General features: G+C 48.0%; 14 protein-coding genes. 4 read left to right on the forward strand and 10 right to left on the reverse strand.

Annotated elements, in window-relative coordinates; translation table 11 throughout:
- Positions 1-35 precede the first annotated feature (35 nt).
- The 8 genes from rseP to rpsB form a co-directional block, all read right to left on the reverse strand.
- On the reverse strand, positions 36-1,406 hold the full coding sequence (gene rseP, locus GZ78_RS08315) for a sigma E protease regulator RseP (RefSeq protein WP_034836149.1): 1,371 nt from the start codon (positions 1,404-1,406) through the stop codon (positions 36-38).
- Positions 1,407-1,565: 159 nt separating this feature from the next.
- Positions 1,566-2,753 (reverse strand): 1-deoxy-D-xylulose-5-phosphate reductoisomerase, encoded by a 1,188-nt coding sequence (gene ispC / locus GZ78_RS08320; protein ID WP_034834705.1) that lies wholly within the window; start codon positions 2,751-2,753, stop codon positions 1,566-1,568.
- A gap of 2 nt (positions 2,754-2,755) precedes the next feature.
- The gene (locus GZ78_RS08325) at positions 2,756-3,556 is read right to left on the reverse strand and encodes a phosphatidate cytidylyltransferase (RefSeq protein WP_034834706.1); all 801 of its coding nucleotides are present in this window, start codon (positions 3,554-3,556) and stop codon (positions 2,756-2,758) included.
- Complete coding sequence (uppS, locus tag GZ78_RS08330) at positions 3,550-4,329, reverse strand: polyprenyl diphosphate synthase (RefSeq protein ID WP_456236225.1); 780 nt, start codon at positions 4,327-4,329, stop codon at positions 3,550-3,552. Before uppS ends, GZ78_RS08325 begins: the two co-directional genes overlap by 7 nt.
- A 281-nt stretch (positions 4,330-4,610) precedes the next feature.
- Positions 4,611-5,168: a ribosome recycling factor gene (gene frr / locus GZ78_RS08340; protein ID WP_034834709.1), complete on the reverse strand. Its 558-nt coding sequence runs from the start codon at positions 5,166-5,168 to the stop codon at positions 4,611-4,613.
- Positions 5,161-5,901, reverse strand: a complete 741-nt coding sequence (gene pyrH, locus GZ78_RS08345) for a UMP kinase (RefSeq protein ID WP_034834711.1) — start codon at positions 5,899-5,901, stop codon at positions 5,161-5,163. Before pyrH ends, frr begins: the two co-directional genes overlap by 8 nt.
- Positions 5,902-6,162: 261 nt before the next feature.
- Positions 6,163-7,023, reverse strand: coding sequence for a translation elongation factor Ts (gene tsf, locus GZ78_RS08350; protein ID WP_034836154.1), 861 nt, complete (start codon positions 7,021-7,023; stop codon positions 6,163-6,165).
- A 188-nt stretch (positions 7,024-7,211) separates the two neighbouring features.
- Positions 7,212-8,045, reverse strand: coding sequence for a 30S ribosomal protein S2 (gene rpsB, locus GZ78_RS08355; RefSeq protein WP_034834712.1), 834 nt, complete (start codon positions 8,043-8,045; stop codon positions 7,212-7,214).
- 876 nt (positions 8,046-8,921) lie between these two features.
- Between rpsB and map the strand changes: the two genes are divergently transcribed.
- The 4 genes from map (at position 8,922) to GZ78_RS08375 (ending at position 14,544) form a co-directional block, all read left to right on the forward strand.
- Entirely contained in the window at positions 8,922-9,722 is an 801-nt protein-coding gene (gene map, locus GZ78_RS08360) for a type I methionyl aminopeptidase (RefSeq protein ID WP_034834714.1), read from the forward strand.
- A gap of 97 nt (positions 9,723-9,819) precedes the next feature.
- Positions 9,820-12,537, forward strand: a complete 2,718-nt coding sequence (gene glnD / locus GZ78_RS08365; protein WP_034834716.1) for a [protein-PII] uridylyltransferase — start codon at positions 9,820-9,822, stop codon at positions 12,535-12,537.
- Between the two features lie 386 nt (positions 12,538-12,923).
- Positions 12,924-13,877, forward strand: coding sequence for a magnesium/cobalt transporter CorA (gene corA / locus GZ78_RS08370; protein ID WP_034834718.1), 954 nt, complete (start codon positions 12,924-12,926; stop codon positions 13,875-13,877).
- A 172-nt stretch (positions 13,878-14,049) separates the two neighbouring features.
- Positions 14,050-14,544 carry an aminoacyl-tRNA deacylase gene (locus GZ78_RS08375; RefSeq protein ID WP_051785955.1) on the forward strand — a complete coding sequence of 165 codons (495 nt, stop codon included), beginning with the start codon at positions 14,050-14,052 and terminating at the stop codon, positions 14,542-14,544.
- 42 nt (positions 14,545-14,586) lie between these two features.
- Here GZ78_RS08375 and GZ78_RS08380 read toward each other — a convergent pair whose 3' ends face one another.
- On the reverse strand, positions 14,587-15,933 hold the full coding sequence (locus tag GZ78_RS08380; protein ID WP_161787341.1) for a sensor histidine kinase: 1,347 nt from the start codon (positions 15,931-15,933) through the stop codon (positions 14,587-14,589).
- A complete protein-coding gene (locus tag GZ78_RS08385) occupies positions 15,920-16,597 on the reverse strand; it encodes a winged helix-turn-helix domain-containing protein (RefSeq protein WP_034834719.1) in 678 nt (225 codons plus the stop codon). Before GZ78_RS08385 ends, GZ78_RS08380 begins: the two co-directional genes overlap by 14 nt.
- Between the last annotated feature and the right edge of the window lie 9 nt (positions 16,598-16,606).

Here is a 16,606-nt window from a genome sequence, read left to right on the forward strand (position 1 = left end):
TAGTCCGTGTTCATCTTTTACTCTGGGTAGTAGCATCAGAAAAGCCGGCTTATGTCGTTATAAAGAGCCAGTATCATCACACTGACCACCAGAGTCACCCCAATTTTCAGCCCAACCATCTGGGCCTTTTCAGATAGAGGTTTACCCCTAACCCACTCCACCAGATAGAACAACAGATGTCCTCCATCCAGAACAGGAATGGGCAGCAAATTCAAAACCCCGAGACTGACGCTCAACATAGACAGGAAGTAGAGAAAATTCTCCAATCCTGATTGCAGGGACGCGCCAGCCACTTTAGCAATGGTAATGGGACCGCTCAAGTTTTTTACCGAAACCAGTCCCACCACCATTTTCCACAGCGACTCAAGAGTCAATCCCGTCAAGGCTGACGTTGCCTGTACGGCTTTGGGAACTGCGGACAAAGGATCAAACTGCAACGTCCTGGTCATATCGTCAGGCCAGGAGACAGATTGCACTCCTGCACCAATATAACCCACTCGCTGACCTTCCACCTCTTTATCACCCGGCGTAAGGGTCAGTCTTTGGACACTGCCGTCCCGTTCAATTTCTATTTGTAAGACTTTACCAGGATGACTACGAATCAGATTAACCCAAGCCAACCAATCCTGTACAGGCTCACCATTTGTCTTGAGTATCTTGTCACCTGACTGCAGACCTGACTGCTCAGCTGCACCGCCTGCAACAACCTGACCTACGATAGCAGGTATCTGAGGCGAATAAGGAACTAACCCCAGTGATTTAACCGGATTCAACCCCTCATCACCCACCAGCCAGTTATCCAAAGACAACTGTCTGATCACTTCAGAGCCTTCAGGCTTGACACCAGGCACTCCAGGCCTGACTGTGACATCTACGGTGCGACTGTCACCGATAAACGACAATAGCTCCATATTAACCTGTTGCCAGCCAGGCGTTTCGGTTGAGTCAATCCTTACAATTTCATCACCGGGTTGAATACCTGCCAGAGCTGCCGGAGAATCAGGTAATACTGTTTCTACCTGAGGCAAAACGGTTTTCACACCGAGCACGTACATCAACCAGAGAGCCGCTATAGCCAACAGAAAGTTTGCAATAGGACCTGCCGCCACAATCGCTATACGAGAAAGAACGGGTTTACTGTTAAAAGCAAACTGTTTCTCGGATTCAGCTACTGGCCCTTCCCGCTCGTCCAGCATCTTGACGTAACCACCCAGTGGGATGGCTGCAATAACGTATTCTGTTCCCTGACGGTCAGTTCTTTTCCACAGAGGCTTACCAAAACCCACCGAGAAACGCAGCACTTTGACACCGCAACGGCGAGCCACCCAAAAGTGGCCAAACTCATGGATACTGACAAGAATACCCAGCGTTATGACAAAGGCCAGAAAAGTCTGCAAAGTTCCAATTATCATTTCGGGCTACCCAACCTCCGGTATACCTGCCTGTCTACCTTGACTCTGCAATGCCACAGCAGTGAATGACAGTATTTTATGATTCAAAGTAAGACTGTAAATAGAATATCGCCAGAATGACAGTGAATTATATGCCTTTCCATCTTACGAGCTTCACGCTGTCTTATGCCATTGCTCAATCTTGGCCCTGGCCTGCAACCTTGCTCTTCGATCAGCGTCTAACACCTGTTCTATATCACCCGCACTGTTAACCTGAAGCGCCTGCAATGTTGCATCAATAACATCAGGGATACGATCAAAGCGCAGGTGATCCCCTAAAAAGGCCTCAACAGCCGCCTCATTGGCAGCATTCAGCATTGCAGCAGCAGTGCCCCCTGTAGAAGCAGCGTCCTGTGCGAGTTGCAGGCATCTGAAACGCTGCATACAAGGCTTCTGAAAATCCAGTCTTCCGACATCAGCCAGAGAAAGCGGCGCAACACCCGACTGTATACGCTCAGGCCAAGCCAGCGCATGGGCAATCGGAGTTCTCATATCCGGATTACCCATCTGCGCCAAAACAGAGCCATCTTCGTAATCAACCAGAGAGTGAATAATACTCTGGGGATGGATCACGACCTCAACCTGAGAAGGACTAGCCCCAAACAGCCAACAGGCCTCAATAAACTCCAAGCCTTTATTCATCATCGTGGCCGAGTCCACGGAAATCTTTCGGCCCATACTCCAGTTGGGGTGTGCACAGGCTTGTGCCGGTGTCACCATAGGGAGAGTATCCACTGGCACATCCCTGAAAGGTCCACCCGAAGCCGTGAGCAAAATTCTTCTAACCCCTACCCTGTCAAGTCCTTCACGATAACCATGAGGCAGACACTGGAAGATAGCATTATGCTCACTATCAATAGGAAGCAACTGAGCCCCGGACTCTTTCACCGAGTCCATAAAAAGTGCACCGGTCATTACCAGAGCCTCTTTATTGGCCAGCAAAACTTTCTTTCCTGCTTTAACCGCCGCCAGTGTCGGTAACAGACCTGCTGCCCCGACAATAGCCGCCATCACCACATCAACCTCTGAATCAGCTGACACCTGGGCTACAGAGCGGGCACCACCGAGCACTTCGGTTTTAAAACCTTCAGCCTTGACTGAATCCCTTAACTGATCTGCAGCAACAGGATCCGACATCACAGCAAAGTCAGGCTTGAATGTCCTGACTTGCTCTAACATGACATCATGACTGCGACAGGCCACCAGAGATCTGACTCTGTATCGATCACTGTTTCGAGCAATTACATCAAGAGTACTTTTTCCGATTGACCCGGTTGAACCCAGAACACATACCTGTTGCATGCTTAACTCCCAGCGACAATCAGAGCCAGTGTGAAAACCGGAATGGCTGCTGTCAGACTATCTATTCTATCCAGTACACCACCATGGCCCGGTAGCAGGTTACTACTGTCTTTAATGCCGCGCTCACGCTTGAGCATACTCTCAAAAAGATCACCCAAAACAGACACGAGGACAACAGCCACCGAAAGCAGCAAGAGCCCCATTCCCCGGGCAAATGACAAATCATGATAAAGACCAACACAAGCGGCCACTAACAGTGACATCAGCAAGCCACCCACCAAACCTTCAATGGTCTTCTTGGGACTCACGCGCTCAGCCAATTTGTGCCGACCGAGATTTTTACCTGCAAAATATGCCCCAACGTCAGCAGCCCACACCAGCAGGAAAACCAACATAATGGTCCAACCCTGCTGATCATGAAATTTGAGTTTGGACAAAGCAAACCAGGCAGGCACAAGGGTCAACAAACCCATTACCAGCCTAAGCAATCGACTATGGCAGAATTTTGCGGATACTGGATAACCTTTCACCAGAGCAAATGCAATCAACCACCAGACAATCGAAACAGCCAACAATAAATAAGCGGATACACCTTGGACAAACCAACAGGCAACACCTGTCAATACTGCATAACCCAACCGAGTAACGGCATCTTCGAAACCGGAAAGATTAGCCCACTCCCAAGCTGCCAGCATGATAACCAGAGCAATCAGAACTGAAAAAGCGGTAGGGGGAAGAAAGATAACACTGGCCAGGGCCAATGGTGCCAACACCACGGCCGTGAGAATTCTCTGTTTTAACACGTAGCCTCAGCCTCCAACTGCTCGCTGGTTTTGCCAAACCGTCTCTGACGATTGACATAAGCCAGGAGCGCACACTCAAACTCCTTACGGTCGAAATCCGGCCACAAGGTTTTGGTAAAATAAAATTCGCTGTAGGCACACTGCCATAAAAGGAAATTACTGATACGCTGCTCACCACTGGTTCTGATAAGAAGGTCTGGCTCAGGCAAACCTGCCGTCGTTAGATTCTGGCCGATTAATGACTCATTAACCTGGTCTGCGGATATCTCACCCTGCTCTACCATTTTAGCCACTTTGCGAGCAGACTGAGCAATATCCCACATTCCTCCGTAATTGGCAGCAATCACCAGAGTCACTTTCGCCTCATCGGCAGTCAAAGCTTCTGCTTCTGCAATATGCTCTTGAATTGTCGGACTGAAACGACTTACGTCGCCTATAATCCTGAGCCTGATATTATTCTTTTTGAGCTTGCGAGTTTCTCTGCGAAGCGTCCTCAGGAAAAGCTCCATCAAACCATCCACTTCACTCTTGGGACGGTTCCAGTTTTCACTGCTGAAAGCAAACAGAGTAAGTACCTCAACACCGACTTCCCCACAAGCTTCTACTACTTCCCTGACGGCCTTTACACCCGCTCGATGACCAGCAAGACTGGGAAGCAATCGCCGTTTCGCCCAGCGGTTATTTCCATCCAGAATGATGGCCACATGGCGAGGCAACTTCTTGACCGGTATTCCCTCTAAGCTGCCGTTTTCCTCTTGCGATTTCATGGCCATTCACTATTTTGTTGATCTGAAAAAAACAATCTTTTTTACAACACCTTGCAGGAGCTCACAGCAAATTGCAAGCTCACACAAGGGGCTATTATCAATGCTTTCAGGCCTGTTTTTACGGAGAAACCAGAGACATGGAAAAGACAGCATCCCCGCTCAAAAAAGCATCAAGAAAAGCATCAAACAGCCATAAGCCTGAAGTACAGCCATACCTTCAAACAATGAACCCACTGCTACATTGGCATGGCTGTAATTTCATAACAAATCAATAGAAGACGAAGTCCTTAGACTTCCATCAGATCTTTCTCTTTGGTGGCCAGCGCTGCATCAACAGCAGCAATAAACTTGTCCGTTACTTTCTGGATATCATCCTGTGCACGACGCTCATCGTCCTCACTGATTTCCTTTTCCTTTTCCAGTTCCTTAACGTCAGCCAGTGCGTCACGACGAATATTGCGGATAGCAACTTTGGCATTCTCAGCTTCCTGACGAGCCTGACGACTGTATCCCTTACGGGTTTCTTCTGTCAGAGCAGGCAGCGGTATACGAATCACCTCACCTGCAGTAGAAGGATTAAGACCCAGGTCTGACTTCAGAATCGCTTTTTCCACATCAGGAACCATCTGCCTTTCCCAAACGCGAACAGCCAGAGTTCTGGCATCTTCTGTAGAAATATTAGCGACCTGACTCAGTGGAGTGTCGGAGCCATAGTATGACACCTTGACGCTATCCAGCAGACTCGGATGAGCACGACCCGTACGAATTTTCGCAAACGCCCCACTCAGAGAGTCAACACTCTTATTCATGCGATCTTGCGCATCTTGCTTAATTTCTTCAATCATTTACCACCCCACTCACCAGTGTTCCTTCTTCGCCACCTACCACCGTATTGAGCAGAGCACCGGATTTATTCATATTGAAAACCCGAACAGGCATCTGCTGATCCCGGACCAGGCAGATTGCAGTCAAATCCATAACGCCAAGCTTACGCTCAAGCACATCATCATAGGTCAGGGATTCGAATTTTACTGCATCAGGATGTTTGACAGGATCCTTGTCATAAATACCGTCAACCTTGGTTGCTTTCAGAACAACATCCGCGTCTACCTCTATGCCACGAAGACAGGCAGCTGAATCTGTTGTAAAGAAAGGGTTACCGGTACCTGCAGAAAAGATCACTACATCACCACCGTTAAGGTAGCGCATTGCACGACGATGGTCATAGTGCTCTACAACACCATCCATCGGAATGGAAGACATAACACGGGTATTGATATTTGAACGCTCAAGAGCATCACGCATAGCCAGAGCATTCATGACAGTTGCCAGCATACCCATATGGTCGCCAGTCACACGGTCAAGACCAGCAGCACTTAATGCCGCTCCACGAAAGAGGTTTCCGCCACCGATTACGATACCAACCTGAACGCCGATACCTACCAGCTGGCCGATCTCCAGGGCCATTCTGTCAAGAACACTGGGATCAATGCCAAAGCCACCTTCTCCTTGAAGGGCCTCACCACTGAGTTTAAGCAGAATGCGCTTGTATTTCGGTTGTCGATCATTTGCCGGCATTTTCAGCTTTCCGATTCAGAGTTAGGCGAAGAAGCGCCTGCCCCCGACAGCCTGCCGACTCAGCCCACGCTCTGATAAACGAGCTTCAAACACTATATGCTGCTGATCTCAGCGAACTGAATCAACAACCTTGCATTAGTGAATTACTCTCAGACACCAGAACATAAGTTAAACCTGCAGGCTTGTCAGGCAAACGTCAAAGCGCTTACCTGACTAATAGGTCAGGCACCATCCATTAACCAGTAATAACCAGTATCAGGATTAGAGTCCAGCCTGAGCGCGAACTTCAGCAGCGAAGTCCACCTCTTCTTTCTCGATACCTTCACCGACTTCGTAACGAACAAAGCTGGTGATGACAGCGTCAGCTTTCTTGGCCAGAGCGCCGACTTTAACATCAGGATCTTTAACGAAAGGCTGTTCTGTCAGGCTGTTTTCAGCCAGGAACTTGTTGATACGGCCTACAATCATCTTCTCGATGATTTCAGCCGGCTTGCCAGACTGCTCTGCCTGAGCTTTGAAGATTTCCTTCTCTTTCTCAACCAGATCAGCAGGCATTTGATCTTTGTTAACCACTTGAGGGTTAACAGCTGCAACGTGCATAGCTACATCACGAGCCAGTTCGGAGTTACCACCGTCCAGGCTAACCAGCACAGCAATACGCTTGTTACCGTGAACGTAAGCGTCAATAACGCCACCTTCTACGATACTAATACGACGAACATCGATGTTTTCACCGATTTTCTGTACCAGTGCCAGACGAGCTTCTTCCAGCTCACCTTCCATCAGCTTGGCTACGTCAGCTTCCTTACGATCAAAAGCAGCGTCCACTACTCTTTGAACGTAACCCAGGAAGTTGTCGTCACGAGCAACAAAGTCGGTCTCGGAATTCACTTCAACCATAACACCAAAGCTGCCATCTTCTGCAACTTTAGTAGCGACAATACCTTCAGCGGCAGTACGACCTGCTTTCTTGGCGGCTTTAGCCTGACCTGACTTACGCAGCTCTTCAATCGCCTTTTCGATATCGCCTTCTGAAGCAACCAGAGCCTTCTTGCATTCCATCATGCCCAGGCTAGTGCGCTCACGCAGTTCCTTAACCAGTGCTGCAGTAATTGCTGCCATGGTGGGTTCCTCTCGCAAATATTCAATAAGGGGTTCAGGACAGCCTTGAGCCTTCTTGCACTGCCTCAAGCCTTATAAAGAAGCTTGTGCATACTGAAGCTCTTGTCAATGACTATCCCAATATGACAAACGCTCTTTTAAATCTGAAAAAAGGGGGCCAGGCCCCCTTTTCACAACGATTCAGAAGATTAAGCTTCTTTAGCTTCTTCCTGACCGTCATCAGCCTTGGTTTCAGCTGCTGCTGCTTCTACAACTGCAACTTCAACTTCAACTTCAACTTCTGCTTCTGCTTCTGCTTCAACTTCAACTTCTACGAACTCGCTTTCAGCGCCAGTATTGGCAGCTGCACGACCTTCGAGAATGACATCAGCAGCAGCTTTGATGTAGAGCTGAATGGCGCGAATCGCATCATCGTTACCTGGGATAACGTAATCAACACCTTCAGGGCTGGAGTTGGTGTCAACGATACCGATGACAGGGATACCCAGCTTGTTAGCTTCCTGAATAGCGATGCGCTCGTGCTCAACATCGATAACAAACAGTGCGTCTGGCAGACCACCCATTTCCTTGATACCACCCAGAGAGCGATCCAGTTTTTCCAGATCACGACGGCGCATCAGGGCTTCTTTCTTGGTCAGCTTTTCGAAAGTACCATCTTCTGCCTGAACTTCAAGATCACGCAGACGACGTACAGACTGACGAATGGTCTTGTAGTTGGTCAGCATACCACCCAACCAGCGGTGAGCCACAAAAGGCATAGAGCAGCGAGCTGCTTCTTCACGGATGATTTTACCGGCAGCACGCTTGGTACCAACGAACAGAATCTTGTTCTTACTTTCGGCCAGCTTGTGAACGAAGCTCATCGCTTCGTTAAAGGCAGGCATGGTGTGCTCAAGGTTGATAATATGAATCTTGTTGCGCGCACCAAAGATAAATTTGTTCATCTTTGGGTTCCAGAAACGAGTCTGGTGACCAAAGTGCACGCCCGCCTTGAGCATGTCACGCATGGTGACTTGAGCCATGAGAATTCTCCTGTTATAGGGTTAGGCCTCCACACACCCCATGAATTCGACCCGATGATCAACTTTCGCTGATAGCGCCCGGGCACCCTGAATCATGTGTCGGTGCATGTGAGTTCTGTTTAAAAAATAATATAAAAACCACGCATTCAGGAAAGCCTGAGCACGAGGACGCGGATTTATACCACAACTAGACTATTTTTCAAAGCTGACAAGCATCATTTTCAGAAGAATCATGGGCACAATTAGACTAAGGAGTAGCCCCAAAATAACTTCCTTATTCAAATCTGCTCAAAATCCGTTCGGGCCGAGCTTGTCAAAGCCCAATGCCATCACCCTTCGACAGGCTCAGGGCGAACGGAGTCCAGGTGAAAATCGGGAAGTTATTTTGGGACAAATCCTAAAGGCACTATCAACATCGAATAACTGTTTCAGAATCAGATCCCATTCAGATCATAAGCCCCCATGAAATGGCCACTTCTGATATAAATGAAACCAACCCGTCGCATTCTCCATACCTATAGCCATCATGATTATTCAGGTACAAAAGTCCATAGTTAGCATAATCACATGTGATTCATGGATACCGGATTTATCATAACTCGCACCATCACAGTACCCGCCCCTCTATCTGTACTCTTAATATCATTTATGAATTTTGCGAAGCGCCCTACCCCCTAAAAACTTCTCTAAACAGTACTATGCCCAACTCACCGTTCTTTTCTGATAGAATTTAAGCAAGTGCATCCGTAAAGCCCGGGGAAAACAGCCGAAGTAAACCGTCATAGTGATTGAAGCCGCTTTTTATACTTCTGGTATTAAAGACTTGTCACCATGAAAAACACTCAGCATTTTCCTGGCCTCACATAGAACATTGAAATGAACGTTACGATCAAAACCCCTGAAGATATTGAGAAAATGCGTGTCGCCGGCAAACTGGCGGCTGAAGTACTGGAGATGATTACTCCCCATGTTAAGCCCGGTATAACCACTGGCGAACTGGATCGTATCTGCCACGATTACATCGTTAATGAGCAGCAGGCGATACCCGCCCCTCTCAATTATGGTGCAGCACCTGGCCGCCCCGGGTTTCCAAAGTCCATCTGCACATCATTAAACCATGTTGTCTGTCATGGTATCCCCAACGACAAGAAGGCACTGAAAAGCGGCGATATGCTGAACATCGATGTCACCGTTATCAAAGATGGTTACCACGGTGACACCAGTAAGATGTTTCTGGTTGGCAGCTCACAACCTTTTGCTGAAAAGCTGGTTAAAGTAACCCAGGAATGCATGTACAAAGGCATTGAGATCGTCAAACCCGGAGTAAGACTGAGCGACATTGGCCGGGTTATCGCCCAGCACGCCCATGCCAATCACTACTCGGTAGTAGAAGAATACTGCGGCCACGGTATCGGAAAAGTCTTCCACGAAGATCCTCAGGTACTCCACTACGAAGGCTATGGCGACCACAACGACTGCGTTTTGCAGGAAGGCATGACGTTCACCATCGAACCGATGATTAACGCCGGTAAGAAATTCACTAAATTACTGGGCGATGGCTGGACGGTCGTCACCAAGGATCGCCGACCTTCTGCTCAGTGGGAACACACCATTCTTGTTACCTCTGACGGAGTCGAGATACTGACCCTCAGAAGCGAAGAAACCTTCCCTTCCTGATCTTAAATGGCTCGCCCATCTTATCGACAGAGCGCGCGGGCCATTTTTTAGCGATGGAATGCGATAAAAAAACCAGTTTCACACAAGCCAGACCATTATGAATCATGCAAGCCCACAGATCCCCAATCAATTTAAAGTCAAATTGTTTGACAAAAGCGCCTTTGTTACCGCCCTCAAATCACAACCAGCCATCCCTCTCTATAAAAACACCATCCATACCGGCAAAGAAACTCTGAATCAATGGTTCAAGGAAGAAGCCAGTATTGATGAACTGGTTTACAGTCACACCTGGCTCATTGACCAAATCATTATTACTGCATGGGAACAACTCCCCTGGAACCACTCAGAATCCATCAGCTTGCTGGCAGTAGGCGGATATGGTCGGGGAGAACTGCATCCGGGCTCTGACATTGACATTCTGATTCTACTGGCCAGCGATGAATATCAGCTTCACCAGACGGAAATTGAAGCTTTCTTAACCACCCTGTGGGATATCGGCCTTAAAGTTGGCTCCAGCGTTCGCTCCATAACAGAATGCTCTGAACAGGCCAGAGATGATCTGACCATCATCACCAACCTGATGGAAGCTCGCCCGCTCTCAGACCCTGACAACCTGAACCAACGGCTTCAGGAAAAAATCAATGTCAGTCAAATGTGGCCCAGCAAACACTATTTAAAGGCCAAGTTTGACGAACAAAAAGCACGTCATAAAAAGTACGCAGACACAGAATACAGTCTGGAGCCCAATGTAAAAGGCTCTCCCGGCGGAATCCGCGATCTGCATATGCTGGGCTGGGCTGCACGACGCCACTTTGGTACCCGCGATCCAATCAAACTCATGGCTCTTAATTTTCTGACAGAAGCCGAATATGATCAGCTGATTCGCTGCCGTGAATTTTTATGGAAGGTACGCTGGGCTCTTCACACGCTCACAAACAGAGGTGAAGACAGGCTGCTGTTTGACTACCAGCGCTCACTGGCAGAGCAATTTGGCTATCAGGATCACCCGGGGTCAATGGCAGTAGAACAGTTCATGCAGAGCTACTTCCGTACCGTACTCATCGTCGCTCAACTTAAAGACCTGATTCTTCAGAACTTTGATGACAAAATCCTGAATGCCGACACACCACAAACCATCATACCCATCAATGAACGGTTTCAAATACACAATCAGTACATTGAAGCCACTCACGATCAGGTCTTTACCGAACACCCACCCGCCATTCTGGAAATGTTTGTTCTTATGACCCGCAACCCGGATATTCTCGGACCCCGTGCCGAGACCATCCGCCTGCTACGGGATATACGACACACCGTCGACAACCAGTTCAGAAAAGACCCAAGGTGCGCTAAATTATTCCTTCAACTGCTGCAAGCCCCCTATGGCTTGACCATAAGCCTTCGAAGAATGGCCCGTTATGGCATTCTTGGTCGTTACTTGCCAGAGTTTGGTCGAATTATCGGACAGATGCAGTTTGATCTGTTCCACACTTATACAGTGGATGCTCATACCCTGTTACTGATCAAGCACCTGCGTAGCTTCCGGTACGAAGAAAATAAACAACGATACCCTATTGCCTCCAGCATTATCGACGACATCAAGAAACCTGAATTACTGTATGTTGCCGGCCTTTATCACGACATTGGCAAGGGACGAGGCGGTGATCATTCTCAGCTGGGAGCAGTGGATGCTGAAGTATTTTGTCGTCGTCATGGCCTGAGACGCGTAGACACAAAATTAATTGTCTGGCTGGTTCGAGAGCACCTTACCCTGTCTGTCACTGCCCAGAAAAAAGACCTTTCTGACCCAGAAGTCATCCATGATTTCGCTCGAAAAGTAGGTAATCTGAACAACCTGAATCATCTTTACCTGTTGACCGTCGCTGACATCAATGCCACCAATCCAGAACTGTGGAACGGCTGGCGCTCTTCACTCCTGCAGCAGCTCTATAGCCAGACTCGTCAGGTTCTTGAATACGGAATAGAGAACATGCCAGACAGCGATGAAAGGATTCAGGACATTCAGCAAGAAACCCTTGAGCTACTGGATGTTAATAACCTCAACCTTCAGTCCGTCCATTCACTCTGGGATACACTGGACGACGATTATTTTTCTCGACACGACCCCCATGAAATTGCCTGGCATACTCAGGGCATACTGGCTCATAAAGGGCAGGAACCTTTAATTCTGACACGGGAAACAGACACGGACAGGGAACACAGCGGATCACAGATATTTATCTACACCCCTGATCGACCCAACCTGTTTGCCGCTACTGTAGCGGGTCTGGACTCTCTTCATCTGAGCATTCAAGATGCCAGAATCATCACCTCAAGCGACCAGTTCAGTCTCGACACTTATACCGTTCTGGAAGAAGATGGCTCTGCCATAGGGGACCATGAATCGAGAATTCTGCAGATCCATCAGTATCTGCAACAAATCCTCAGCGACCCCAATCAAATGCCCGTAGCGGCCCAGCGACGCACTCCACGGCAGCTGAGACACTTTGCTAATAAACCTCTGATCACAATCAGTAATCTACCGGGCATCAAAAAAACTTTACTGGAAATCAAGGCGACTGACAGACCGGGTCTACTGGCTACGGTAGTAAGAAAGTTTGTAGATCTGGAACTACAGGTACATAACGCCAAAGTAGCCACCTTTGGTGAAAAGCTCGAAGACAGTTTCTTTATCACCGACAAACACAATCAGCCTATCAGCGATCCTGATGTGGCTGAGCATATCTGCAACACTCTAAAACAGATACTGCAACAGGCATCCGAACAGGATGTCATCCGATTCCAGAAATCTTAAAAACTGAAAATGACTGGTCAGCTCTAAGGAAGGTGCGAACATGAGTCTGTCGAAGTGCATTACCAGCATCCTTCGGCAGGCTCAGAATAAGCAGACGTGTATAGGGTAATTAACGCTTGCCTGCACCAGGAGCCTGTCGGATTTAAGACAATTTCGGCCTTAAATCCAGAAAGAGCGGCCATCTTCTCCATTGAATTTGTTTAAAATAAGTCAACCATTCGCACAAATCCAACGAAAAAGCTGACTCACTCTACTGAATTTCATGCTCGAAAGCTTAAGTCTGACAGGTTCCTGGAGCCCTATACTTTCTGGACTAAGGTACATTGATCTGTACAATAGGATACCCTTCCCCGAAGAACCAGAATTGCTATCAGGGTCTGTATTCTATGATCAACGCCTATCACCGTAATACCGAGCAGTATTGCATCACCCGCATACAAACTGATATGGCGCTCCCTGAAAACACCCTATGGCTTGATCTTGTTGAGCTTGAAGACAGCGAAGACGAATGGCTTAAGCAGGAGTGCCCGGGATTTATTGAAGACGAAGACGCACTGTACAAGATTGAAGCTTCATCACGTTTTTTCGAGAGTGAAACCGGCTTTCATATCCGTTCTATATTCCCCCATCAGGCTGGTCAAGAGTTTCGTAGCATCAATGTTGCATTCAACCTGCGCGACGATCAACTGGTCACCCTGCAGGATGAGCCCACTGCACTGTTTCGATTAATGAGAAACTACCTGAAACTGCAGCACATCAAGGCAAGAACCCCTATCGATATTCTGATCGCTTTGTTTGACGCCAAGGTGCAGTTTCTGGCCGATACTCTGGAAGAAGTTTACGAAACACTGGAAGCCACCAGTCAACACGCACTGTCTGATGATAATACCGAAGTGGATGATCTTCTTAAAAATATCACGCTGCAGGAAGATATAAACGGCAAGGTGCGTCTGAATTTGCTGGATAGCCAGCGCTGCCTTAGATACATCCTGAAAAACTGCCGCCATAAACTCGATGATGGTCAGGTTGATCAGGTTCGGGACATACTGCGTGACATTGATTCACTGACCCCTCACACCGGTTTTCTCTTTGATAAAATCAACTTTCTGATGGATGCCACCATGGGCTTTATCAATCTGGAACAGAATAATATTATCAAGATATTTTCCGTAGCCGCTGTCATGTTCCTGCCGCCAACCCTGATCGCAAGCATCTATGGCATGAACTTCAAGGTCATGCCCGAGCTCACCACCAGCTGGGGGTACCCGCTGGCGCTGGTACTAATGCTAACCAGTGCTCTGGGAACCTATTTATTCTTTAAACGAAAAGGCTGGCTATAATACTCAGGTCTCAAGAACTATTGAGGCTTTATTTCCATGTCTCCGTCATGCTTTATAAGCGTCTGAGAGTACAAACAAAGCCTCAACGGTTCCTGGCAGCCATCGGCTCTCCGTTAGCTGCCCCTTCTTTCTCCTAAGCGGGAATAAGCTATTTTCTGCGGAGACCGGCGCCATGAGCATAGCACCCAAAATCGATCGTTATCTTCAGACCCATAACCTCTCTTTCGACACCATTTCTCACCCTCCCAGTCGCAGCTCTGTTCAGAGCGCCATTGCCGCTCAGATTCCATTAAGCAATGTGGCTAAGGCTGTGATTCTAAAAGACGATACAGACAACTATCTGATGGCCATAGTACCAGCCTCGAGTCGTCTACAAATGAAGCAAATGCAGGAGATTACTGATTGCCAACTGAAACTGGCCAGTGAAAAAGAATTGAGCCAGCACTTCAGAGACTGCCAGAAGGGCGCTGTCCCTCCTATTGGAGAGGCCTATGATATGGATATGATTTGGGACAATAAACTCAGTCTGCTACCCGACGTCTATATTGAAGCAGGCGATCATGAAACCATGATCCACCTCTCTAAAGAGGCTTTTCAGCATATTCTTGCCAATCACCCCCACGACGATCTATGCGTCACGCCTCATAAAGATAAAGACGATTTATAACAGATGAAAGCCTGCCTCCTCTGTGGCAGGCTTCCAACCCCATTAATGAAAGGTCAGCTTAACGGTAAAAGTTTGTCTATTTCGCACAAAACTGACTCCGGCACCGTGCAGATCAGCCACCACTTTAACCAGCGACATTCCCAGCCCATGCCCGGGTGTTGTACGACTCTGGTCCAACCTGTAGAGCCGCTGAAACACCTTGTCCTGCTCTGCCTCTGGAATGCCTTTTCCCTGGTCGATCACTGATACCGAACTCTGATCAATTATAACTTTAACTTCGCTACCTTCTGGCGAATATTTGATCGCATTTTCGACCAGATTAAACAAAATCCTGAACAGCAACTGGTGATTCCCCTGCACAACCAGAGCTTGCTCTACTTTCAGCGACAATGTCTGCTCACGCACTTCAGCCAGAGGTTCAGCCAACTCAATAACTTCAGAAGTGATCTTTGAAAGATCGCATTGGACAAACTCAAGATCCCCCTGACCGTACTCCAACTTTGTCAGCTCCAGCATGGCATTAAAGGTATGCAAAATAGTCGCAAGCTCTGCCTGAGCCCCCAGAATATCTTCAGCATCGGCACTACCCTTGCGCAAATATCCATCCAGTTTAATGCTTAACCGGGACAGAGGCGTTCTGAGATCATGAGCAATACTGCTGGTGACCGATGCAATGGCCTCAACAGAAGCTTCAATCTGATCCAACATATGATTGATATGCCCTGCCAGCTCATCAAACTCGTCACCTTGCTGCGTGACAGGCACCCTGGCAGCCAGCTCACCATCCCCTACTTGTGCAGTGACCTGATTGATAGTATTGAGACGAGCCAATACCTTCCTGGAAAACAGAAACCCGGTAATTAAACCGACTAATAAAACCAGCACCATGGCGGCGTATAGCGCCAGAGTGAACCGAGAAACAAAAAGGTTAAAATCTGAAGAGTTATAGGCCAGAACCAAAGCCCCCCAGCGACTATTGATTCGGCTGCCTCTGACCCTCTGAAATCGGCCATCCTCCAGAACAGAGTCACCCAGTATCCAGAAGCTGCCCATGGAGGGTGACAATGGCACTGTCTCTGGCAGATAGTTAAGGTTACCCAGATAACCATCCGAACTTTTCAGCACAACCAATACCTGACGATTGTCTTCAGCCAGCTGCTCTACTGCCAGCCGGAACTCTTGCTCGGTACTGCTTTTGGCTAGAGATGACAGGGAATTAAGCTGTTCCTGAACAAATTGATCCTGACGCTTTTCGTAAAAACCCAGACTAAAGTCTTTCACCAACCATAGCGCTGATCCACAAAGCACCAGAACAATAGCCGTATGCAACAAGGTATAACGCAGTAATGAAGAGGCCTTGATACGACCCAGCAAATTAAGCCGACTCACGGAGCACATAGCCTGCCCCCCTCACAGTTTGAATCAGAGAAGCACCTCCTGCGGAATCCAGTTTCTTTCTTAACTTGGCGACATGAACATCAATAATATTACTGCCCGGATCAAAGTGATAATCCCACACAGATTCAAACAACATGGTTCTGGAAATCACCTGGTCTTTATGCTCCAGCAAAAAACGCAGAAGCTGAAATTCTCTCGGCTGCAAATCCACTTCAACCTGATTTTTTATTACCCGTCTGGATAAAAGGTCCATTTCAAGATCAGAAATAATCAGACACGTCTCTGCTTCTTTAGCATGCCCTCTTCGGGTAAGAATCTCCGCCCGAACCAGAAGCTCTCCAAAAGAGAAAGGCTTGCAAAGATAATCATCCCCTCCCAGTTTCAGGCCTTTTATTCGTTCATCCACGCCATCCAGGGCACTGAGAATAATAACCGGTGTCAGGTTTTCAGCGGCACGCAGGGCTGCCAGCACTTTAAGCCCCTCCATCTGGGGCAACATCCGATCCAAAACAATAACATCGTAGTTTTCACCCGACGCCAGAAACAGACCGTCTCTGCCATTATCCGCAACATCCACTGTCCAGCCATGCTCCATAAACCCCTTAGCAATGTATTCACGGGTTGTCTGGTCATCCTCTACCACTAACAGCTTCATATCATCACA

It is taken from the genome of Endozoicomonas numazuensis (genome assembly GCF_000722635.1).
In the GTDB taxonomy this organism is placed as follows: domain Bacteria; phylum Pseudomonadota; class Gammaproteobacteria; order Pseudomonadales; family Endozoicomonadaceae; genus Endozoicomonas_A; species Endozoicomonas_A numazuensis.

Coding starts and splice junctions, on each gene's coding strand:
- ispC (WP_034834705.1), bottom strand. CDS start 2,753: ATGCAACAGGTATGTGTTCTGGGTTCAACCGGGTCAATCGGAAAAAGT.
- uppS (WP_456236225.1), bottom strand. CDS start 4,329: ATGGCCATGAAATCGCAAGAGGAAAACGGCAGCTTAGAGGGAATACCG.
- frr (WP_034834709.1), bottom strand. CDS start 5,168: ATGATTGAAGAAATTAAGCAAGATGCGCAAGATCGCATGAATAAGAGT.
- pyrH (WP_034834711.1), bottom strand. CDS start 5,901: ATGCCGGCAAATGATCGACAACCGAAATACAAGCGCATTCTGCTTAAA.
- tsf (WP_034836154.1), bottom strand. CDS start 7,023: ATGGCAGCAATTACTGCAGCACTGGTTAAGGAACTGCGTGAGCGCACT.
- rpsB (WP_034834712.1), bottom strand. CDS start 8,045: ATGGCTCAAGTCACCATGCGTGACATGCTCAAGGCGGGCGTGCACTTT.
- map (WP_034834714.1), top strand. CDS start 8,922: ATGAACGTTACGATCAAAACCCCTGAAGATATTGAGAAAATGCGTGTC.
- glnD (WP_034834716.1), top strand. CDS start 9,820: ATGAATCATGCAAGCCCACAGATCCCCAATCAATTTAAAGTCAAATTG.
- corA (WP_034834718.1), top strand. CDS start 12,924: ATGATCAACGCCTATCACCGTAATACCGAGCAGTATTGCATCACCCGC.
- GZ78_RS08375 (WP_051785955.1), top strand. CDS start 14,050: ATGAGCATAGCACCCAAAATCGATCGTTATCTTCAGACCCATAACCTC.
- GZ78_RS08385 (WP_034834719.1), bottom strand. CDS start 16,597: ATGAAGCTGTTAGTGGTAGAGGATGACCAGACAACCCGTGAATACATT.